Source organism: Paenibacillus sp. J31P190, assembly GCF_059692075.1.
This window is the reverse complement of sequence record NZ_JCAUAS010000022.1, coordinates 1-20,810: the sequence shown is the minus strand read 5'-3', so window position 1 is coordinate 20,810 and position 20,810 is coordinate 1. Positions and strand designations below refer to the sequence as shown.

General features: G+C 48.2%; 16 protein-coding genes. 9 read left to right on the top strand and 7 right to left on the bottom strand.

The genetic code is table 11. The features are described 5' to 3' along the window. Positions 1-155 precede the first annotated feature (155 nt). Positions 156-1,049, top strand: coding sequence for a GNAT family N-acetyltransferase (locus AC58U0_RS28670; RefSeq protein ID WP_497382256.1), 894 nt, complete (start codon positions 156-158; stop codon positions 1,047-1,049). Positions 1,050-1,324: 275 nt separating this feature from the next. Here AC58U0_RS28670 and AC58U0_RS28665 read toward each other — a convergent pair whose 3' ends face one another. Then, positions 1,325-1,729: a winged helix-turn-helix transcriptional regulator gene (locus tag AC58U0_RS28665; protein ID WP_497382255.1), complete on the bottom strand. Its 405-nt coding sequence runs from the start codon at positions 1,727-1,729 to the stop codon at positions 1,325-1,327. Positions 1,730-1,844: 115 nt separating this feature from the next. Here AC58U0_RS28665 and AC58U0_RS28660 point away from each other — a divergent pair, with 115 nt between their 5' ends. Further along, positions 1,845-2,858: a zinc-dependent alcohol dehydrogenase family protein gene (locus AC58U0_RS28660; RefSeq protein ID WP_497382254.1), complete on the top strand. Its 1,014-nt coding sequence runs from the start codon at positions 1,845-1,847 to the stop codon at positions 2,856-2,858. 85 nt (positions 2,859-2,943) lie between these two features. On the opposite strand, the gene pyrH is transcribed toward AC58U0_RS28660, so the two are convergent. The 3 genes from pyrH to AC58U0_RS28645 all read right to left on the bottom strand — a co-directional run bounded on the left by pyrH (position 2,944) and on the right by AC58U0_RS28645 (position 8,281). Then, entirely contained in the window at positions 2,944-3,678 is a 735-nt protein-coding gene (gene pyrH / locus AC58U0_RS28655; RefSeq protein WP_307550607.1) for a UMP kinase, read from the bottom strand. 220 nt (positions 3,679-3,898) lie between these two features. Continuing rightward, a complete protein-coding gene (locus AC58U0_RS28650; protein WP_497382253.1) occupies positions 3,899-5,224 on the bottom strand; it encodes an MFS transporter in 1,326 nt (441 codons plus the stop codon). Between the two features lie 174 nt (positions 5,225-5,398). Next, positions 5,399-8,281: an ATP-binding protein gene (locus tag AC58U0_RS28645; protein ID WP_497382252.1), complete on the bottom strand. Its 2,883-nt coding sequence runs from the start codon at positions 8,279-8,281 to the stop codon at positions 5,399-5,401. Positions 8,282-8,486: 205 nt separating this feature from the next. On the opposite strand from AC58U0_RS28645, the gene AC58U0_RS28640 reads away from it, so the two are divergent. Then, positions 8,487-9,674, top strand: a complete 1,188-nt coding sequence (locus tag AC58U0_RS28640) for an EAL domain-containing protein (RefSeq protein WP_497382251.1) — start codon at positions 8,487-8,489, stop codon at positions 9,672-9,674. Between the two features lie 903 nt (positions 9,675-10,577). Here the strand turns inward: AC58U0_RS28640 and AC58U0_RS28635 are convergent. Together AC58U0_RS28635 and AC58U0_RS28630 are read right to left on the bottom strand one after the other, a co-directional pair. Next, entirely contained in the window at positions 10,578-13,454 is a 2,877-nt protein-coding gene (locus tag AC58U0_RS28635) for a DEAD/DEAH box helicase (protein ID WP_497382250.1), read from the bottom strand. Continuing rightward, positions 13,442-15,040, bottom strand: a complete 1,599-nt coding sequence (locus AC58U0_RS28630; protein ID WP_497382249.1) for an SWIM zinc finger family protein — start codon at positions 15,038-15,040, stop codon at positions 13,442-13,444. The genes AC58U0_RS28635 and AC58U0_RS28630 overlap by 13 nt, the downstream gene beginning before the upstream one ends. A gap of 213 nt (positions 15,041-15,253) precedes the next feature. On the opposite strand from AC58U0_RS28630, the gene AC58U0_RS28625 reads away from it, so the two are divergent. From AC58U0_RS28625 to AC58U0_RS28615, 3 genes are read left to right on the top strand one after another with little or no spacing between them, the layout of a single operon-like run. Further along, positions 15,254-15,547: a hypothetical protein gene (locus tag AC58U0_RS28625; protein ID WP_057304499.1), complete on the top strand. Its 294-nt coding sequence runs from the start codon at positions 15,254-15,256 to the stop codon at positions 15,545-15,547. A 38-nt stretch (positions 15,548-15,585) separates the two neighbouring features. After that, a complete protein-coding gene (gene recQ / locus AC58U0_RS28620; RefSeq protein ID WP_497382248.1) occupies positions 15,586-17,394 on the top strand; it encodes a DNA helicase RecQ in 1,809 nt (602 codons plus the stop codon). A gap of 19 nt (positions 17,395-17,413) precedes the next feature. Beyond that, complete coding sequence (locus AC58U0_RS28615) at positions 17,414-17,725, top strand: 4a-hydroxytetrahydrobiopterin dehydratase (protein ID WP_497382247.1); 312 nt, start codon at positions 17,414-17,416, stop codon at positions 17,723-17,725. On the opposite strand, the gene AC58U0_RS28610 is transcribed toward AC58U0_RS28615, so the two are convergent. Next, positions 17,714-18,100 carry a GNAT family N-acetyltransferase gene (locus tag AC58U0_RS28610; RefSeq protein WP_497382246.1) on the bottom strand — a complete coding sequence of 129 codons (387 nt, stop codon included), beginning with the start codon at positions 18,098-18,100 and terminating at the stop codon, positions 17,714-17,716. The two genes, AC58U0_RS28615 and AC58U0_RS28610, sit on opposite strands and share 12 nt — an antisense overlap. A gap of 165 nt (positions 18,101-18,265) precedes the next feature. Between AC58U0_RS28610 and AC58U0_RS28605 the strand changes: the two genes are divergently transcribed. The 3 genes from AC58U0_RS28605 to AC58U0_RS28595 all read left to right on the top strand — a co-directional run bounded on the left by AC58U0_RS28605 (position 18,266) and on the right by AC58U0_RS28595 (position 20,347). Beyond that, positions 18,266-18,925 (top strand): hypothetical protein, encoded by a 660-nt coding sequence (locus AC58U0_RS28605; protein WP_497382245.1) that lies wholly within the window; start codon positions 18,266-18,268, stop codon positions 18,923-18,925. 81 nt (positions 18,926-19,006) lie between these two features. Beyond that, positions 19,007-19,480, top strand: a complete 474-nt coding sequence (locus tag AC58U0_RS28600; protein WP_057304495.1) for a GNAT family N-acetyltransferase — start codon at positions 19,007-19,009, stop codon at positions 19,478-19,480. 30 nt (positions 19,481-19,510) lie between these two features. Further along, positions 19,511-20,347: a sulfurtransferase gene (locus tag AC58U0_RS28595; protein ID WP_497382244.1), complete on the top strand. Its 837-nt coding sequence runs from the start codon at positions 19,511-19,513 to the stop codon at positions 20,345-20,347. Positions 20,348-20,810: the final 463 nt, after the last annotated feature.

Genomic DNA, 20,810 nt, shown 5'->3' with positions numbered 1-20,810 from the left:
TCCTCTCTGCCTGAATTCCTAGATAATACGAACAGCTCCAATAAATCGTTCAATGCACACGAAAATTTATGTAAAATTATTTATTAGCTTACCACGCCGTTGTTCAGACATGTATAATGACTTCAGGTAAGAACATTAGAATGATGGAGGATAACATGTTGAAACAAGGCATATTACCAAGAGCAGGGCTGTCACCGCAGGAGCTGGAGGAAGTTCGGAAGCTTTGGGAAGTTTGTAATAGCCATGACCATATCGAGATTAAACTGAATTGGAGCACATTATCGGACCGTCCGTCTGGTGTGACGAATGACTTTTTATTTTATCAAAATGACCGTATTGTCGGTTTTTTGGCCATATATTGCTTTATGTCTACAGAAGTAGAGATTAGCGGGATGGTGCATCCAGAGGCGCGGCGCCAAGGTATTTTTGGCCAAATGGTTCAACATGCGATAGCCGAGTGTCGGCGCAGGGAAGTTCCGAAGCTTATTTTTATTAATGAGCGTGGTTCGGAGACTGGCAAAGCTTTTCTTACGAATCTTGGCGCAGCGTACAGTTTCTCTGAGTATGTTATGGAGCTTCAAGAGCAAGCGGCAGAGACTCCGCAAGATTCAGCTATGAATGAATTCATTGCTATTCGTTTAGCGGATGCGCAGGATACGGAGCTGCTGGTTAAGCTCAATATGTCAGGGTTCAACATGTCGGAAAGCGACACGAGAGAGTATGTCACCCAAACCATTTCCGGCGATAAAGAGCGGACGTGGATTGCTGAGCTTGGAGAGAAGAGAGAGCCTATTGGGAAGATCGGAGCTATGGTGGAAGCGGAAGAGAGTGGATTCATCTATGGCTTTAGTGTAGTGCCAGCGTACCGTGGCAAAGGCTATGGGCGGCGTATATTGAGCCAAACGATAACAGAATTAAAACAGCGGGATCATGCTAGCTTCATTAAGCTGGAAGTATCTGTTGAGAACGAGAAGGCGTTAGGCTTGTACGAATCATGTGGTTTTAAAACGAAAAATGCGAATGACTATTACGTGCTTGTACTCAGCTAAAAATGAATTGAAAAAGGATAGAGAGGCAGCCTTGGCTGCCTCTCTATCCTTTTTGTAGTTGATAAGAAAGTATAAGTTTTCTGAGGCATGAGAGAATGAGATGGTTCCATTGCATATAATCCAATCTGCACCTCATCATGATATACCCATTCCTTAGAATACTGCACATTTTCCATTGGGAGAGTATGTAGCCAAACATATTCATATTGTTGCAAAGCGTGCAATAATTGGCCAGGGTTTTATTTACGTAACTCTTGTCTATGGGGGGGAGCTTGTTATTCATTCTCGGCAAAATCATGAGGTACAGCCGTTTGATCATAACGATCTCTTGCCTGTTCTACATCAGAATAATGATCGACCGTCCATTTTTTTAACTCCTGCATCGGTTTTAACAAACTTTCACCGAGCGGAGTTAGTGAATAGTCAACACGAGGGGGAATGGTTGGCGTCAGATGGCGCATGACAAGTCCGTCGCGTTCCAGTTGACGTAATGTTTGGGTTAGCATTTTTTTGGAAATGCCTTCAATACGCCTTCCCATTTCTCCGTATCGTGCACTGCCATTCTCCAAGGCATAGAAAACAAGCACCGTCCATTTGCTCGAAATGATCTCAAGCATCCTGCTGTAGCCGCAAACTTTCAACGATATGTCAGGATGGTTTCCTTTATCGGTTAAGAACATCATTTACCTCCTAATGCACCTTTTGGTGCCCAGTGAACAAATAAGTGCCTACTTACTCAATTTTATTTGATGGGCTAATATATGTCTATATTGAGTTGTGAAGGAGAGATACCCTATGAAAGTTATTCAAATCCAAGGTGGTTATGGTCTTACACATGTCAAGCAGGCAGAACGCCAAATACCGGTTCCGGGCCCAAATGAGGTGCTTATCAAGGTTCGTGCGGTTTCCCTGAACTCCCGTGATCTGGGTGTCATTGGTGGTTTCTATCAACCCGATCTGTCGAACCCGTTGGTACTGACTTCAGATGCTGTTGGTGAGGTTGTTGCTCTTGGTGCGCAGGCATCTAGGTTCAGTATTGGCCAACGGGTCAGCGGCATTTTCACGCAAAGTTGGATTTCTGGTGAAGCGACCCAGGCCAACTGGATTAGCACGCTTGGCAGTCCGCTGGACGGGATGCTGGCTGAATATGTGGTCTTGCCTGAGCAAGGACTCGTGCAAGTACCAGATTACTTGACAGATGCGGAGGCAGCGACACTTCCATGTGCTGGAGTGACGGCTTGGCATGCAATTATCGAAGAAGGGAATGTCAAAGCCGGTGATACGGTGGTGGTGCAGGGGACAGGAGGCGTTTCTTTGTTTGCACTGCAATTCGCCAAGCTTCAAGGAGCGTCCGTTATCGTGACGTCAAGCAGTGATGAGAAGCTCGAGAAAGCCCGTCAGCTGGGTGCGGATTTTGGGATTAACTACAGGGTTCAACCTGAATGGGAGGAAGAGGTACTGAAGCTTACCGAAGGTCGAGGTGCAGACCATATTATTGATGTGGGCGGAGCGGCTACGCTTAATCAATCTATCACAGCACTTCGTGTTGGCGGCCGAATCAGCATTGTCGGACTTCTCTCCGGCGGCTCGGTAGAAGGCTTCCACGTAGTGCCTGCGATTTTGCGCAGGGCGCGGCTTCAGGCTATTAATGTGGGGAGCAGAGAGATGTTTGAATCCATGAACCGTGCCATTACGAAGCATAAACTTCGTCCTGCGATTGATCGCGTATTCCCATTTGAACAGGCTATTGACGCTTTCGATTATTTCGAACATGGTTCTTACTTCGGAAAGATCTGCATTACGCTTTGACTCAACATAAGAAATGGCATCATTTCATTGTTAAAATAGGCTTTAGATTTGGGGTAAGCTCCGCTTACCCCTGATAATCTAGGAATTAATGAAAAATAAGTTCGGATGAACCGCTGATGATCGTGCCTGTATTCTGACCTTCACAAATTTCTTTCATGGAGCCAGGCTTATCGAAGTTGAAAACATGCATGGGAATATGATAATCACGCGCTAAAATGAAGGCAGACTGATCCATGACCTTGAGATCATTCTGGATAACGTCGTTATAGTGGAGTGATTTGTACTGAAGAGCTTCCTTATGGTGCTTCGGATCTTTATCGAAAACACCGTCAACCCCCTGCTTCGCGACGAGAATCGCTTCACAGTTGACTTCAATGGCTCTTTGGACCGAGGGATAATCGGTGGTGACAAAAGGCTGTCCATTGCCGCCTGCGAAAATAACGATGTACCCTTTTTCCAAGTGATGAATGGCCCTAAGTCGGATGAAAGGCTCCGCCACAGAAGCGACCGGAATCGCTGTCATGACGCGCACTTCAGCTTCGCTCTTCGCTTTAAGAACGCCACGCAGCATTAAGCTGTTGATGACGGTAGCCAGCGTACCGATATTATCAGCCTCTGCCTTCTCGATTCCCCAACTCTCGCCCATATTCCCGCGAAAAATGTTGCCTCCGCCGATTACGATGCACACTTCAACACCTAGATTAACAACGGTCATAATCTCATTGGCAATGTGATCAAGCTGCGTAGGATCGAAGCCAAACTCACTATCTCCAGCTACTGCCCCGCCACTAAGTTTAATTAGGACCCTCTTATACCGCATATCCATCTCTCCTCCCAGATGAGAAAATTTGTATCCTTGACCCTCATAGTAAGTACGACCAGCGCCAGTGTGCGGATTGTACCCATAAAAAAACACTAAAGCAATAAATGCTTTAGTGTTCCATGAATGAGAAATAGGAAAAGACCACGTTTCTAATATCAACTGGACCCTTCATACGCCTCACACCTTCCGTCTATCATTAAAAGTTATTGTACACGAATTAAGAGGAGGAATGCAATTTCTGCGGCACACGCATATGAACGAGCAGGCCAATTATGACTAGGATCAAGAGAGAGCCTAAGGCTACGCGGCTAGCCAGGTTGCCAGAGGACGCTAGCGCCCAGGTAATCGTACCATAGAGAGCAGGCCCAACGATCGAGGACACTTTACCTGAGAAAGCGAACAATCCGAAGAATTGACCGCGTTTCTCTTCCGGCGTTAGCTCAACAATCAGTGTCCGCGATGTGACCCACATGGCGCCCATAGATACCCCATATAAGCTGCCGGCAACCCAGAATATACTCTGACTAGTTGCAAAAGCCGCTAGTGAGATCGCAATAATAAGAATGAAGGCGACGATGGTCACCGCTCTTTTGGGGCCGATATTTCGGGTCACATACCCGAAAAGGAACGAGCCGATGATGCTCGATACCGTCGAAACGAGGTAGAGCAGAATGAACTGCCCCGTGGTGAAGCCCATAACGGTATTCGCATAAATGGCCATCACCGCAATCGCTGTAGCAATCGCATCGTTAAAGAAGAAGTAGGCGATCATGAACAAGAAGGCAGACCGGTACTTTCTTGCTTCTTTGAACGTATCCCAGATCTCACGGTATCCGCTGAGGAGCGACTTTTTCCCACTGACGGGCTTCTGAGGCTTCTCTTTGTAAAAAAACATAATAGGCAAAGAGAAGATCAGAAACATAAGTGCACTAGGGATGAACGTATTTTCAAAATGATTGCCGTTGATCAACGGAAACACGACAAGTCCAACTAATGTGCCGACATAACCAACCGCTACGCCAACTCCGGAAATGATGGGAATCTCACGGGCATTACCAAGATCCGAAATCATTGAATCGTAAAAGATTAAGCTTGAATTGTAAAAGAATTTGGCGACCATAAAAAAGAAAATCACGCCTAGTATAGAGGTGTTGAGTCCCATCCACTGCTGCTCAGTGTGCCAAAGGGCTGAAGCGCCCATGAGCAGAGTTGCTGCGATAGCGATAAGAGTGAAGGGGACGAGGTAAGCCTTCTTTTTACCTGTCCGGTCAATCCATACCCCGAATAAGGGAGATAACAAAACGAGGAAAAAGCTGGATACCGCATTGGAGTAAGTGATGAAAGTACTGGCAATCTGATTCAATTCTTCGCTCTTGCCTAACGTTTCTTTTAAATAGAATGGATAAAACACAGTTACGATATTGGAGGAAAAAATCGTGTTCGCGAAATCGTACATCGCCCAAGCGAATATCGGTAAGGAGAAGAACAGGGTCCAAACTTTACGTGCTTGCACCTTGTTGGAAGCGGATTCAAGCTTTGCCACTGGGGTCACACCTTTCCTTCTCATCAAATGGTATTTCTCTAGTATATTGGCTACAAGGCCGAGAAATCCCTCTGTCTTTACAATAAAAAAACTCTCCCTCTAATCAATTTGGAAGGAGAGAGTATGTCGCTATGTGTTGCATGGATTGCCGAACCGAAGGTTCTCATTGATGCGTTAAGCATCCGATTGCGGCTTTTTGATTTCTACCTCGATCACATCAATGCTTTCTTTCATTTCAAACACATCGATACCGTTACGCTGTAAAGTGGTCGAGAGCTTCTCTTTATTTTGGGCAGGGAAAACGTACGCATTACTTTGCTTATTATCGAGGAGCCGTTTCGCCACCTGGACGAGACGTTCCATGGTGAACGGCTTTTTGAGATATTTCTCAATCTCTTTCTCGTGATAATCATGAGGCGGATCGAGCGCTGTTGAAACGATAACAGGCGTCTGATAGTGCACCGGATGACGGTATAAATCAGCGATGAAATCCCAACCTGTCTTGGCGCCTTCTAGATGAATATCGACGATGAAAAGAATCGGTCCCTCGCCTTTACAGCGATTAAGCGCAATAATGCCCTCCTCGGCAGAGCGAAGCTGCATGGATGGGAGCCCCAACTTGTTCAGCGCAACTTGAATTAATTTGGCCAGATTATCGTCATCTTCGAAAATAACAATTTGACCATCCATATTTGAAATCTCATAGAGATCGAACTCAATTCGGAATGTCGTACCTTGTCCCATTTCGGAAGTATAAGAGATATGTCCGTTGTGTCCTTCTACAATCTCTTTGACAATAGCAAGACCTAAGCCGGTACCGCCAATTTGACGTCGGTCTGAGTTATCGACACGAAAGAACTTGGAGAACATTTGATCACGGGCTTCCTCTGGGATGCCGAGTCCGTAATCTTGAATCGCTATGGTAATTTTACCTTGGTCGACAGTTAGGTGGATATCAATGTGATCAGCTCCTGGCGAGTACTTAATCGCATTGCTGATCAAGTTGTCGAATACTTGACGAATTCGATCAGCATCGGCTCTCACAAATAGTTCCGTATCTTGTTGATGAATGAGAATACGATGACTATGCTTATCCTGCCACTGTTCGGCGATCTCTTGCAAAGTAGGCAGCAGATTGACTGGAGAGAAATGATATAGTTGTCGACCTGACTCCATCCGCTGTAAATCAAGGAAATCGTTGATTAAATTCGATAAGCGATGTGCTTCTTTATAAATGGTTTCCATGTATTTCTTTTGTTTCTCTTGTGAAAGATCCCGATGCAGCAAGATCTCAATAAAACCAAGTACACTGGCAAGGGGAGTTCGCAGCTCATGAGATACAATGCTAATGAATTCATTCTTCATCTCATCAATACGCTCTTCTTCGGTGCGATCACGAAATACGAATAAGTAGCCTTGCTGTTCGGTATCTTCACTGACTACGGTCGCATATAGCTCCGCGTGTTGGACCTGATCCTCAAGCTCGAAACTAAAGCGTTGTGTGAGATGAGACAGTGAGCCATCGATCAGCGCTTCAATGGAGGAAGCGACGCCTATAAAGCTCGGAGAATCGACAGCTATTTCGTGACTGCTATCAACCAGGTTCTCGCCTATGTGTTCATTTAAACTGAAATATCGGTTCATTCGATGATTGGAGAAAAGAATGGTACCTTGCGAATCACACATCATCATGCCCTCATGTGCGGATTCCAAAATATTTTGAATCAGATCACGTTGCCCTTCGATGAGCTGCTTTTCCGTTGTCAATTGATCATTCAGCTCAGCTAAGCTGGCTGCCTGCTTGAGCCTCTCATCGTTCATAACCTGCGCGTAGAAGGCGAGTCCGAACTGACGAACTAGTCCTTTGGTCAAGCGTTGGTTATTTTCTTGAAAGAGGGCGCTTTGATAGCTCGTAAGCAGCAAGAAGCCAATGACATTCTGTTTATCGTCCAAGAGAGGAACATATTGATCGACAGCACGTGTCATTCCCCCGTGGACACCTTGTTCATGACCTAACACATCTCGTGTATGAACAAGAGGAGTCCCTTCATCGAAAACACGCCTAGCCGGCCCAAAAAGCTCTCTCTGATTCAAATTAATATGTTCCTTCGGATAACCAATGGAATGAATGACTTCATAAGATGATGAGCCCTCGGCGTGACGTTCCATAACGACCAGAGCCGCATCCTGCGATAACGAATTAAGCAGGGCTGGCAGCGTATGTTTCAAGAAATCTTTCAGCTTCACATAGCCTGTAAGCTTCTCCTGATAGGACGAGATGAGTTCCAAATCCCTTTCTCGTTCGGATAGCTTCGCGAGTGTGATCTGCTGCTCCTCCTGTTGAGCCATAATCTCCTCATTTTGCGTCTCCAAGCTCTCAGCCATATAGCGATACGTTTCCTCGCTTCTACGAATCTCTTCTTCGGCATAATAGGCTCGATAGGAAATGAAAATGGACATACCTCCTGCAATCAAGGCAATAATACTGCCGACCATTGTAATTGTACGGGAGGTTTTACCTGCATTAAGGGAAGCTGTATAGGCATCTGACGTGATTTGCTCTATGGTCTTCTCGATGCTTACATGAACAACTCGATAGCGATCCATCATCGTTTTGCCAGACGCAATGCGAGCTTTCGATTCTTCTGTTTTTCCAGCACGAACCAATTCCAATTGTGTGTCGAAGAACTTCTGTAAATTATTAATAGCTGGTATGGCTTGCGTGTCCATAATAAGCTGCAAAGTGGGATACTTTTTATCGTATTGGCTAATCATGTTTAGATCAAGTTCCAGCTGCTTTTTACCAGTCGTATAGGGCTCCAGGTATTGCTCATTCCCTGATAATTCATAACCGCGGATACCCGTTTCTTGGTTAATTAAATCTTTAAGCAGGCTGTTCGTTGTGCTGGAAATCGGAATGGAATCGTGCACGATCGCATTGCTTTCATTTTCCATATTACGAGAGGCGATAAAGTTGGATACACTCACAAATACTAGTAAAACAACGATTAAAATAACATATAGCATGGAGATCCGAGATCTCGTGAATGACTTCATAGCAATCGGTCACCTAGATTCTAATAGGATGAAAGGATCTACTAAAAATTCGACATAACGCAACAAATTCCTTTTAAAAACGATCATGTTATGTTTTCTTCCATCAATGCATTGCAAGATAGGGGAATGTCGTTTAAAATATGATTCATTACACGATTGATGTTATGTTCTAAGATCATCGAAGTTTGCTTGAGGAGGGCGCACAGTGCAGGTAAAAGACAGCAGGATTCCGCCACTACACGAAGTACGTCCATTCTTCCAACCCATACTTTCACTTCAGAGCCAAGAAATCATCGGCTACGAAACACTGGGAAGACGAGTTCGGGAAGGTAGTGTCGAAAGTTTGGGGCCTTTTTTCAAAAATCCTGACATACCCGAAGACATGCAGCTTCATATTGATCGGTACTTGAGGGAGCGGGCGATTGAACAGCTAGCTTCAGCTCAAGATGAGAGTTCTTTATTCATCAACTTAAAACCTTCATGGATCTATCAAACCTATAAGCGCACAGGCGTGCTGCCAACCATCGAGCTATTAAGGAAATATCAAATAGATCCAGCGCGTATCGTGATCGAAATTACCGAAGAAGAATTCACAGGCAAGCTTCACGAGCTGACGCAAATTGTAGAATTATATCGAGAATTCGGCTGTACGATTGCCATTGACGATGTGGGCAGCGGGTTTAGCAATTTCGACCGAATCGCCAGTTTACAACCGAAGATATTGAAGATCGATCTTAATATTTTGAAAAAAAGCGCGGTCCACGCCGGCTACAAAGCGTTGATGCAATCTTTTTCTATACTAGCGGCTCAAATGGGGGCTTCCCTGCTCGTCGAAGGGGTGGAAACGAAGCAAGAACTGCGCAGTGCTCTTCAGATCGGAGCCAGGTATATACAGGGCTATCTCTTCTCCAAAGCTGAACCGCAGTTGCAGCAACGGGATGCCTTCAAGCCTTTGCTGAAAGAAGAGATGAAACTCTTTGGTCAAGATGAGCTTGGGCGCTATAGCCGCCTTTTGACTATGCATCAAAGTCTAGATTTGCTTATCCATTCCACTGTCTGTATATCAACACCTGAAGAGGCAGATCGTGTCATCGAAAATATCATTAGCAACGTGTCGGAAAACTGTATACGTATGTACATATGTCGGGAGGACGGATACCAAATCTCGTCCAACTACAGCCGCAAAGACGAAACGTGGAACAAAGATGAAAGCTATCGCGGGGCAAACTGGACGTGGAGGCCCTATTTCATCTCCAACATCATGATGATGAACTTACAAAAACAAGGGATCCTATCCCAAGCATATACGGACTTGGACACCTCGCATGAGATTCAGACTTATTCCTGCGCATTGGGAGAGGGCTTTTATTTGTTTGGAGATTTGATGATTTGATTTGAGAGATTTATAAAGAGCTTGAGAGATTTTTTTTGAGAGAGTACGTGGCAGAGAGCTTGAATGAGAAAGTGCGTGACAGAGAGTGTGTATGAGGTAGTGCGTGAAATCCAGTGTCTTGTGAGAGGTTACCTCAGGTGGCCTTTTTTGTGTTGGAGCATGCTCTCAACCGACCAGATATCTGAGCACAGATTCGGATCGAGATCCAGATCCAGACTGAGATCCAGCCCCAGCCCCAGCCCCAGCCCCAGCCCCAGCCCCAGCCCCAGCCCCAGACCCAGACCCAGACCCAGACTGAGACACAACCCCAACCCCAACCCCAACCCCAACCCCAACCCCAACCCCAACCCCAACCCCAACCCCAACCCCAACCCCAACCCCAACCCCAACCCCGAGATATAGCTACTCCAACTAATTTAAAAACTCCTAGAACCAGCTAATATTGGCCGATTTGGCGGCAACAGGATGCGATTAGAAGCAACTACATACAAAAAGTACATCAAATTATGCTCAAATTTCCATTTTCGGATGAGATGATGCATTTTGTGCATCAAATATTCGCGTTTTGACTCAAAATGGGGAGTATGTGTCGAATTTGCTGTATTTTTTGCAGCAAAACTCTCGGAAATGAGGTCACCTGCTGAAAGAGATGTACAATTTACATCAAACTGATCGAAGTAGCTTTGATGAGTAGAAGGGAAATTCGTTCATTCGAGTTGAATTTAGGCAAAAAGAAATCCCGCACAAAACTATGCAGGATTTCTTTAATATTCATGTAGAGAGATTGTCGAGTGTACATTGGCGTCGTCGCTTGCCTAAATCCGCACATCGATCCAATCTCCGGAAGCCCAAGCTCCAACCCGAATCCCGAACCCCGAATCCCAGACCCCAGACCCCAGACTCCTAAGCTTCGACCCACTCGCGGCGCAGCGAGAACAAGTCTCGCAGCTCGTCGGTCGACAGCTCGGTGATCCAGTTCTCGCCGGAGCCGACGATTTGCTGGCTGAGGCCGAGCTTGCGCTCGATCATCTCATCGATGCGCTCCTCAAGCGTGCCCAGCGTTACGAACTTGTGCACCTGCACATGGCGCGTCTGGCCGATACGGAAGGCGCGGTCCGTCGCTTGGTTCTCGACGGCGGGATTCCACCAGCGATCGTAGTGGAACACATGATTCGCCGCCGTCAGGTTGAGCCCGATGCCGCCGGCCTTCAGCGAAAGAATGAACACATTCCGCTGTTCGTCGACCGGCTGGCTAACGTCTTGGAAGTTCGCGATCATCTCATCGCGCCCATTCTTCGGTGTTCCGCCGTGCAGGAACAGCACTTTCTCGCCAAGCTCCTGCTGCAGCACATGCTGGAGCAAGTTGCCCGTCTCCACAAATTGAGTGAAAATCAAGCATTTGTCGCCCTCTTGGCGCAGCTCCTGCACCATCTCGAGCAGGCGCTCCAGCTTGTTAGAGCGTCCGCTCCATGGCGCGTGGATGCCCTCTTTGAGCAGCAAGGCAGGATGATTACACACCTGCTTCAGCTTCGTCAGAGCGGCGAGAATGAGGCCTCGCCGCTCCATAGCGGAGAGCTTATCCAGACGATCGAACATGTCTTGGATGTAGTTCTCATACAGCGAGCCCTGCTCGGCGGTAAGCGAAATGAACGTCTTCGACTCGTTCTTCTCCGGCAAGTCCAGCTGAATCGCGGGATCTTTCTTCTCGCGGCGCAGCAGGAAAGGGCGGATCAGCTTCTGTACCTTGCCGATCGTCTCACTATCGCGCGTCTTCTCGATGGCATTCACATAGCGGTGCGTGAATTCGCGAACCGTGCCCAGATAGCCCGGGTTCGCAAAATCAAAGATCGACCACAGCTCCGTGAGCCGATTCTCGATCGGTGTTCCCGTTAACGCAATGCGATGGTAACCATCGAGTCGGCGAATAGCGGAAGCTTGCTTCGTATAAGCATTTTTTATATTTTGGGCTTCGTCCAAACAGATGGAGTTCCAGGCAATTGAGCCCAACTCAACTTCATCCAGATGGGAAAGCGTATAGGATGTCAAAACTAAATCGACTTTGCCAACGACTTGCTCATTAAAAGCAGGTCCCTTTAAACGTTGAGGCCCATAGTGAAGATGAACCTTCAGCGACGGCGCAAAACGCTTAAGCTCCATCTGCCAGTTCCCAAGCACGGACGTAGGACATACGAGGAGTGAAGGTGTGTCTGGCTTCTCGTTCTCTTTCACCGTGAGTAAATACGTAATCCACTGGATTGTCTTCCCGAGACCCATATCATCGGCCAAACAGCCGCCTAGGCCAAAACGGCGCAGGAACAACAGCCAAGAGATACCGTCCACTTGATAGTGGCGCAGCGAGCCTTGAAAGCTGGGCGGCGGTTGTATCGTCGGAATCGACTCCGCCTGCGTAAGCTGATCGACCATGTGGCGCAGCTGTTCGTTCAGCTCTACCTCCATCTCGATGTAACGCATCGCTTCGGGGTCATCCTCAGCCGGCAGCAGCCCGCCGGCATCGCCCGCGAAGTGAAGCTCCAGCACATCGCGGAAGGAGAGGCCTTGCTTCTTCTGCACCTGTTTCATAATCTGCTCGACCTGTGCCATGAACAGCGGGTCGAGCTGAATCCAATTGCCGCGAATCTGGATCAGCTTGCGCTTTTCCTCCAGAAGCTGCCGGAATTCCTCTTCCGTCAGCTCCAAATCCCCTACAGCCAGCTTCCAATCGAACTGCATCAGCTGGGTCAGCCCGAACATCGTCTCCCGTCCAGAGCCGACGGAAGACTTGATCTTCGCGCGCAGCTTCGGCTTCATCTTGCGGATGCGCTCCCACCAGGCCGGCAGGAACACACTCGTTCCGGCCTCAACAAGCCGCACGCTTCCCTCTGCGAGGAAGCGCCAGGCCTCTTCCTCCGTCAACGTCTGACGGAGCCCAGTACCCTCACCCGCATCCAGCCACGGCAGGATGCGTACCCACTTAGCCGCGTCACGTTCTACGCGGCTAAGCTCCGGCAGCCACGCCTCCGGCAGCGGCAGCTCACCCGCGACCGGCTCGCCGCTGGGCGCCACCGTGCGCAGCACCTCCGGCGCTAGCCGGTCTTGCAGCAGCAAGCGCAGCTGCCAACCGGAGCTGTGCGCCAGATCCGGCTCCACAAGCTGCAGACAGGTTCGCATAGGCGACCGGTCTTGGCGCCAACCAATGGCGACGAGCCAATCCTCTTCGTCGAGCCATAGATCAGCGCCGATCTCACCGCGGCGCATGAGAGGATGCGCGGCTTCGAGCTTGCGCAGATTGTCTTTCATGAGGCCGTCGGCGTCCACCCATTCGGGAATCAGCGCATGGATCCAGCGTGAAACAGCTGGGGATTCCAAGGCTTGCAGTTCTTCTGGAAGCTGGAGCTTCCACCCGATCTCGCCGGCTTTCCACTTTTCATAGTCCGGCATGAAACTCCCGGAAGCCAACGCCTCTCGAACAGCCGGAGCTAAACGCATCAAATCCGCACAGTCCTTATGCCAGCTAAGCTGTAAGTGCTGCACAGGCTGCGGATCGCTGAAATAATCGAGCGCATCGAGCGGTTGCAGCTCGATGCCTTCCCGGTTTTGCCACTCGCTGGGCTCCATGAACGTGCCGAAAAAAGAGGCGCGATGCCAGGCAAATAGCATATTTTTCAAATCAAGAGCATCCCAAATGCCGCCGTTCTCGCGGGTACCCCATAGAAACAAAGAACCATTAGGTATGGAGCTAACGTGAACTGTCAGCGCGCTGGTTTCGATCATCGAATCCATTTTCCTTTCTTGAGCTCTTCTTGGAAAGCACGCAAGCGTGAGAACTTATCCGCTAGTCGATATACGTAGTGCTCCCAGCGGTCGTCCTGGCCTAATTGTTTATAGATGCCGTGCAGCTTCTTAAGCAGTCGAACGGCCGTCTTATAGGAAGCCCTATTTTTCTCCAGAACAGCCCGTTCAGCCGCCTGGTGATAGAGGGGGAGGAGTAAAGCCGAATCATGTTCTTCAATCGCTTTAAGCTCCATGCCATATAAGCTCAGCGGTGAAATGCGGTTGGCTAGTTGCAAATCTACCCACTGCCGATACCGTTTCGTTTGCAATAAATAAGCCGTGTAATAGTAATAGGAACGAGGCAGCAGGGACTCCATCACCTGTACCCATTCGCTATCGGACTCCAGATGTTTGGTTGTATCGAGCCAATATTGGCAAAAGGTTCGGAAATCATCGTGGTTTGCATTCGCAATCGACTTGAACAGCCAGCGAAGCCAAACAAGCATGTTGTTCCACTGCTTATCGTTGTAATAATAGTTCAGGTAAAGGAAGTAATCCTTCGCATTGGGATGAGTGAGCTGCCCAAGACGCTCAAATGCGCTTGCCGTATCCCCCTGCATAATATCAAAATGCGCTCTTGCTGCCAGAAGCGTATCCTTCTTCCGAGCTAAGAGGTCCTTCTTCGTGAGAAGTGCGTCCAGACGCTGAATTTCCTCTTTCTGTGCTGCGGAATGATTCGTCAGTTTCCACCAAATGAAGCGGTACACAAACAGCCAATCAATCGGGCTATCCTTGCCCTGCAGTGCGAATTCTCCGAGCATTTTCATGGTGGATAGCCAGTGTTTGGGTTCCGCCTCGAATGAGGTGTTCACATCTGTTCGTTCCACGAATTCAACCAGCTTATCCTCACAATTTTTTGCGGCAATTTTGCAGCCGTTCTCGTGATAGTAAGACAAGTAGGAGCTTTTCGTTTCTTGATAAAATTGTTCGATTTTCCGCATCATGAACAGCACGATATGGAACATGTAGAGCTCGCGGGTCGAGCTTCTCCAATTTGCCGCATAGCCGGGCAAGGACTCCAGTGCTGAGTCGTAGAAGGTTTCGATCGAGTGCTGATGAGAAATGGAGAATCCATGGAATTTCCCTTCAAAAAAGCGATGCCAATCTGCGGGCATAGCCTCTTCAAGAGGCACGTTGGCTTGTGCAGCTGCAGCAGCTTTGCGTTCCTGTATTAAAGTTGCCCCGCGAGCTGGTTTTTTCCGTGTGTGTATTTGTTGTTTTAACTGTTGAAGCAGCAGTTCCGGACGTCCATAAGGCGCATACAAGCTGAAGAAAGTGGCACCAATATGTTTACAAAAGCCTTCATAGGAGCAGCTGCACTCACTAGTGGCGAAATTTTCTAAATTAACCATCGTGCTCAGTATTTTTTTTCCTGCGACGGTCGCCTGAACATTCATGCCTTTCAGATCGACTTCGGTCACACGACCTTTATGGTAATACTCCCAGCCCTGCTCCAGAACGACGGCGTCGAAATGAAGCGGGATTTGCTTGATTAGGTAGTTCATTCGATTTTTGGGAATCTGCAGTTTCAGCATGTGTGCTTTCCTACCCTCCGAGCGGTACATTCCTTCTTCCATAGTAACAGATTTTTCCCGAAATTGCCCATTTCCACAGTTTATGCCAAAGGGGTTTTTTTTACACATCAGAAAATAAGTTCTCGTCGGGTTAAAAGGGCTTAACCCTGCATTCCTGCCTATAATATGATAAAGTGAAGCTATATGAAATGCTTTTGAAGGGAGACTGCGCGAGTGGGTATTAAATTTGGCAGAGAATATAAGGATATCGTCACTGATTTCGTGCGTGGCATTGAGATGGTTGATGGATTTTATGAACTGTTGGAAATGAATGCGGACGACTGGCAGGAGCTTGAAAAGGACGAACAGGAAGAATGCTTGCGAACGCTGGCTGATGATATTTTTTACGGATTAGGAAACGCGCCTGTGATGCATGTAGGAGCGGGATCCGTTCGGCATGATCCGAATAATCACGTGCTGAAGGTTCATGACGGGGAGAAGTTGGTTTCCGTCATCTATTTGGTCTAAATAAGGCAGAAGTGTGATATAGAAAGGTGTATGGAGTTATGCTGGATGGAGCAAGGAAGGTTCTACAACAAGTTTATGGGTACCCGGAATTTCGCGAGGGCCAAAAGAATATCATTACGAATCTGCTTGAAGGTCGGGATACGCTAGGCATTATGCCGACGGGCGGAGGTAAATCGATCTGTTATCAAGTTCCAGCCTTGCTTATGGAGGGAGTGACGCTGGTTATTTCACCGCTAATCTCCTTGATGAAGGACCAAGTGGATGCGCTCCAAGTGCTTGGTGTTTCGGCAACTTTCATTAACAGTACGCTGGAGGCTAAAGAAGTAGAACAGAGGATGCAAGGCGCCATGCAGGGCAAATATAAACTGCTGTATATCGCCCCCGAGCGTCTGGAGTCGGAACGATTTCGTGCCCGAATGTCTGCGCTGAATCTTCCGCTTGTGGCTATTGATGAAGCGCATTGCGTGTCGCAATGGGGGCATGATTTTCGCCCGAGCTACGTGTCGATTGCTCCGTTTATTCGCGAGCTGCCCAATCGCCCGATTGTCGCAGCCTTCACAGCTACCGCTACTGCCGAGGTCACAGCCGATATTGCGAGACTGCTTGACTTGGATCAAGCGGGCATATTCGTCAATGGCTTTTCACGGGATAATCTGGAATTAACGATTCTGCGCGGTGAGAATAAGCGAGATTACATTCAGAATTACGTGAAAGAACATACGCATCAACCTGGTATTATTTATGCCGCTACGCGTAAGGATGTTGAAGAGCTATATGAAACGTTACGCAAAAAAGGCTTCGCCGCAGGGAAGTACCACGCCGGTCTAACCGATGAGGAACGCTCCTACATGCAGGAGGCGTTTCTGTATGATGATATTCGGGTGATGATCGCGACGAACGCTTTTGGAATGGGCATTGATAAGTCCAATGTCCGTTATGTCATTCACTACAATATGCCGAAAAATATGGAGGCTTATTACCAGGAAGCCGGCCGCGCGGGGCGTGATGGAGAGCCTAGTGAGTGCATTCTGCTGTTTAGCGCGCAGGATATTATGACGCAGAAGTTTTTGATCGAGCAGAATCAACTCTCGCCGGAGCGTAAAGCGAACGAGTACAAGAAGCTGCAGACGATGATCGACTTTTGCTACTCGCCACGATGCTTGCGAAACGTCATTCTGCACTATTTTGATGAAACGAACATTAAAGATACTTGCGGCAATTGCAGCTCGTGCAAAGACGATCGCGATACGGTGGATATCACCGTTGAAGCGCAGAAGATTTTCTCCTGCATCCGCAGGATGGGTGAACGCTTCGGCATCTCGATGGTCGCCTCTGTGCTCAAAGGCTCAAAGGCGAAGAAGATTGTCGACTATCGCTTCGATCGTCTTCCAACCCATGGCATTATGCGAGATCTGCCGGAGAAGGAAATTTCTGATCTGATCAACGTGCTGATTTCAGAAGGGTATTTGCAGCTATCGGATGGTCAATATCCGGTTGTGAAGCTGCTGCAGCCCGCAGCAGAAGTGCTTCAAGGGAAGCTGCAAGTGTACCAGAAGGTGCGTAAGCAGCAGGTTAAGGCTGCCGCTATCGATAACACCTTGTTCGAGCAGCTTCGCCTGCTTCGCCGGGAAATTGCCGCACGTGAGAAGGTGCCGCCGTATATTATTTTCTCGGACAGCACGCTGCGTGAAATGAGTGAAATTTGTCCGACATCGGAAGCCGCTATGCTGCGAATTAAAGGTGTTGGCGAGGTGAAATACCGAAACTACGGGAAGCCGTTCCTGGACCTCCTTCGCACGTATGCGGGAGAGGGCGAATTGGGTGCGGTCGCTTATGATTTTGATTAAATCAGAGGAGTGGTGATAGGTGAAGCTTGGGAGCACTGACATTGATCAGAAGCTTGCGGAGGTGACTGGCTGGACGACAGATGATCACAAATGGATTGTGCGTAAATATCGATTTACGGCATTTATGCAGGCCATAAACTTCGTGAATGAAGTCGCCAGCCTAGCAGAAGCCGGCAACCATCACCCTATGATCGCCATCGATTATAAGATGGTCACGCTGCGACTTACGTCCTGGCATGCAGGCGGCTTAACCGATTTGGATTTCGAAACCGCTGCTAAGTTTGATCAGGCTTTTGCTGACATTACTACTGGCAGTGGATCACTTGATTAAGCTCGGTCCGTTATATACCATGCAGTGAAAGGCAGCCATGCCCATGGGAGTTGACCTTTCATATGTATCTGTAATCGTAAAACCAGCTCGCTCATACGTCTGGATCGCACGTTCGTTCCAGACGAGAACTTCTAGATCAATCTCCTGCTGGGGCGTCCGGCGTTGGACCTCTTGAACAAGAAGATGGACGAATTGGGTACCGATTCCACTCGCTTTCCCGCAAAGATCCGGTCGAAGTCCTAGTCCTAAACGTGTCACCCCAACAATGGGGAAGAATTGAACGAACCCAGACAATATTCCGTTTTCATCCACGACAGCTCGATATTGCTCTGCTCGAATTTGCGGGTCGGCGAATTCAGCTTGTTCACGAAGCATAGTCTCCCATGGAGACCAATTGTATAAATCGTATGGAGGCGAATACTTCCAAGTGCAAAGTTCATGGCAATTCGCCTCAGTAAGGGGAACGACGCGCCATGGTAGGCTTTCATGCATCATATTGTTCGTAGTTATCATCCTTTCATCTATTGGTTGGAGGTTCAAATGGATTGGTATGGTCATATTCCAATTGGCACAATAACTCTATTTTCTATGCTCGTGTTGGGACTTACCCTATTCCGGATCTCGGTGAAAACAAAATGGCCGCTTGTGCTGCTTGTTTCCTTCGTTATTGCTTGTTTGTTTAGATTACTTTTATCCCAGCAGTGGGCGGAGAGCATGCAACCTATGCTCATTATTGTAATGGAAGCGGTCTTTATTCACTATATATTTCGTGTGCGAAAGCTGCATGCGCTCTTGGTAGCGTTTCTTGGCTCGCTTGGCTATACGATTTATTTGGCCATTGTTCTATTTATCATGCCGCTCATTACCCATATTTCTCTGGATACATATTTTAAGGGGCTTGATTCCTCATATCGTGCTTTGAAAATCGTGGCCGCATCGCTTTCGTACCTTACGGCTTTGGTTCTGGTTAAGAAACGGTTAGGGTTTACCGTTCGAATTGAGGTAAGCTCGAAAAGTGCTTGGCTTCCACAGAAAAATGTCCTGCTTCATGTGTTTCTCTTTGCATTTGTACTGTTCTCGTTAACGTATTACGCGGTTGCGTTGAAATTTACGTCTATATTTTTTTTTGCAGCGGGCTTCTGTCTACTATTGGGGTGGATCATTTATCTCCTGTATCGGAAGGAAATGGAAGACATTTAACCGAGGATACCTTTCATCATAAAGGCAAGATTTGGGGTACAATGAGTATATAGACTTAATAGGAATAGGAGGTCACCCTAAATGACCCAAGTTACGATTCGTGAAGCAGTAATGCAAGATATTCCGCAGTTGAAAACGTTAATGCTCGCTTATATTGTGGACTTCTACCAGTATCGGCAACCCGAGGATGAGAAGTTGAACGGATTGATCCACCTGCTGCTTGAGCAGAAGGAAGGTATTCAATTCGTAGCGGAGACGGAAGAGGGGACGCTGGTCGGCTTTGCGACCTTATATTTTACCTTCAGCACTTTGCGTGCTTCCAAAATAGCAATTATGAACGACTTATTCGTCATTGAGGCTGAACGTGGTCAGGGTGCGGCAGCGAAATTGTTTGCTGCTTGCAAAGGATATGCCGCGAGAAATGGTTATGCCAATTTAACTTGGACAACAGCCAAAGATAACTTCCGCGCCCAGGCATTTTACGATAAAATGGGTGGAGATCGCAGTGATTGGCAGACGTATTCCGCTAATCCGACGAGTGGAATGGGCGATTAATCGAATGACGAAAGATGGTGGCATGTAACTGTGGAAAATATCGTAAGTCAGACGTGGCTGCTAGGACAGCTTGGCGATGCCAACATTGTGATTGCGGATTGCCGCTTTGCGCTAGGACAACCAGAATCAGGCAGACAGAATTATGAGAAAGACCATATAACAGGAGCTGTCTATGTAGACTTGGAGAAAGACCTCTCCGGTGCCAAAATGGCGCATGGAGGCCGGCATCCGCTCCCTGATCTAGGAGCCTTCTCAATCCTCGTGGGCAACCTCGGGATCGATGGTACGAAGACCGTCGTGGCTTACGACGATCAAGGCGGAGCCATGGCTTCGCGGCTATGGTGGATGCTGAAATTCCTCGGTCACTCCGAGGTATACGTATTAGACCAAGGGTATACAGCTTGGAAAGCTGCTGGCTACCCGGTTACCGATGAAGTGTCCGCGGTGTTCCCGCGGACCTTCTCACCCAAGGTGCACCGCGCCATGCTGGCCAGCATGGACGAGGTCAAGGACAAGCTCGGCCGCCCAGGCACCGTGCTTGTTGACTCGCGCGAGGAGCGCCGCTACCTTGGCTTGGAAGAGCCGATCGATGCGGTGGCCGGCCACATCCCGGGCGCTCGCAGCTTCTTCTGGAAAGGCGTTCTCGGTGAGAACGGCGCTTGGTTGTCAACTGCGGAGCAGGAGAAGCACTTTGCCGCGCTGCGCGATGCCGATGAAATCATCGTCTATTGCGGCTCCGGCGTGACGGCGTGCCCGAACGTGCTGGGCCTTAGCGAAGCGGGCTTTGATAATGTGAAGCTTTATAGCGGAAGCTGGAGCGATTGGATTTCGTATGAGGACAATCCGATTGCGAAGGGTGAAGAGTAAAAACTGGGAAGCCGCGGTTTCCGCGGGTTTGAGGGTTGTGACAGGTTGCCGAGAGGTAGGCTGTTACGGCCTTTTTTCGTTGTATGGGAAATGATGATTTTCTCAGTCTATGGATAAGATGTGCATAAAGTTGGGGATAGTGGTTATGCTCTATCACCCCGAAGGGTGATTTTATTCGGGGTTGCATGATTAAGCGCGTTTACCGCGCTTTCACAGTGCGGACGCGCAGGACGGTCAGCTGAGAAGTCGATTTCCGACCTCTCAGCCACTGTCGACGAGCTTCGGCTCGCGGAACTCTCGCTGTAAGCGCGTTTTCCGCGCTTATTTGTTCGAGGCTGTGCGATTAAGCGCGTTTTTGCTCTTCTGTCAAGAAAGTGGACACCACTTAGCTAAGCTGCACTTTCGTAGTACAACTGTTCAAATTGCAATGGCGACAAATAACCAATTGTACTATTAGACCTCT

What these genes read in the sequence shown, in the direction of transcription:
- AC58U0_RS28670 (WP_497382256.1), top strand. Translation starts at nt 156, where the DNA reads ATGTTGAAACAAGGCATATTACCAAGAGCAGGGCTGTCACCGCAGGAG.
- AC58U0_RS28605 (WP_497382245.1), top strand. Translation starts at nt 18,266, where the DNA reads ATGGATTGGTATGGTCATATTCCAATTGGCACAATAACTCTATTTTCT.
- AC58U0_RS28600 (WP_057304495.1), top strand. Translation starts at nt 19,007, where the DNA reads ATGACCCAAGTTACGATTCGTGAAGCAGTAATGCAAGATATTCCGCAG.
- AC58U0_RS28630 (WP_497382249.1), bottom strand. Translation starts at nt 15,040, where the DNA reads ATGCTGAAACTGCAGATTCCCAAAAATCGAATGAACTACCTAATCAAG.
- AC58U0_RS28665 (WP_497382255.1), bottom strand. Translation starts at nt 1,729, where the DNA reads ATGTTCTTAACCGATAAAGGAAACCATCCTGACATATCGTTGAAAGTT.
- AC58U0_RS28635 (WP_497382250.1), bottom strand. Translation starts at nt 13,454, where the DNA reads ATGGATTCGATGATCGAAACCAGCGCGCTGACAGTTCACGTTAGCTCC.
- AC58U0_RS28610 (WP_497382246.1), bottom strand. Translation starts at nt 18,100, where the DNA reads ATGCTTCGTGAACAAGCTGAATTCGCCGACCCGCAAATTCGAGCAGAG.
- AC58U0_RS28645 (WP_497382252.1), bottom strand. Translation starts at nt 8,281, where the DNA reads ATGAAGTCATTCACGAGATCTCGGATCTCCATGCTATATGTTATTTTA.
- pyrH (WP_307550607.1), bottom strand. Translation starts at nt 3,678, where the DNA reads ATGCGGTATAAGAGGGTCCTAATTAAACTTAGTGGCGGGGCAGTAGCT.
- recQ (WP_497382248.1), top strand. Translation starts at nt 15,586, where the DNA reads ATGCTGGATGGAGCAAGGAAGGTTCTACAACAAGTTTATGGGTACCCG.
- AC58U0_RS28660 (WP_497382254.1), top strand. Translation starts at nt 1,845, where the DNA reads ATGAAAGTTATTCAAATCCAAGGTGGTTATGGTCTTACACATGTCAAG.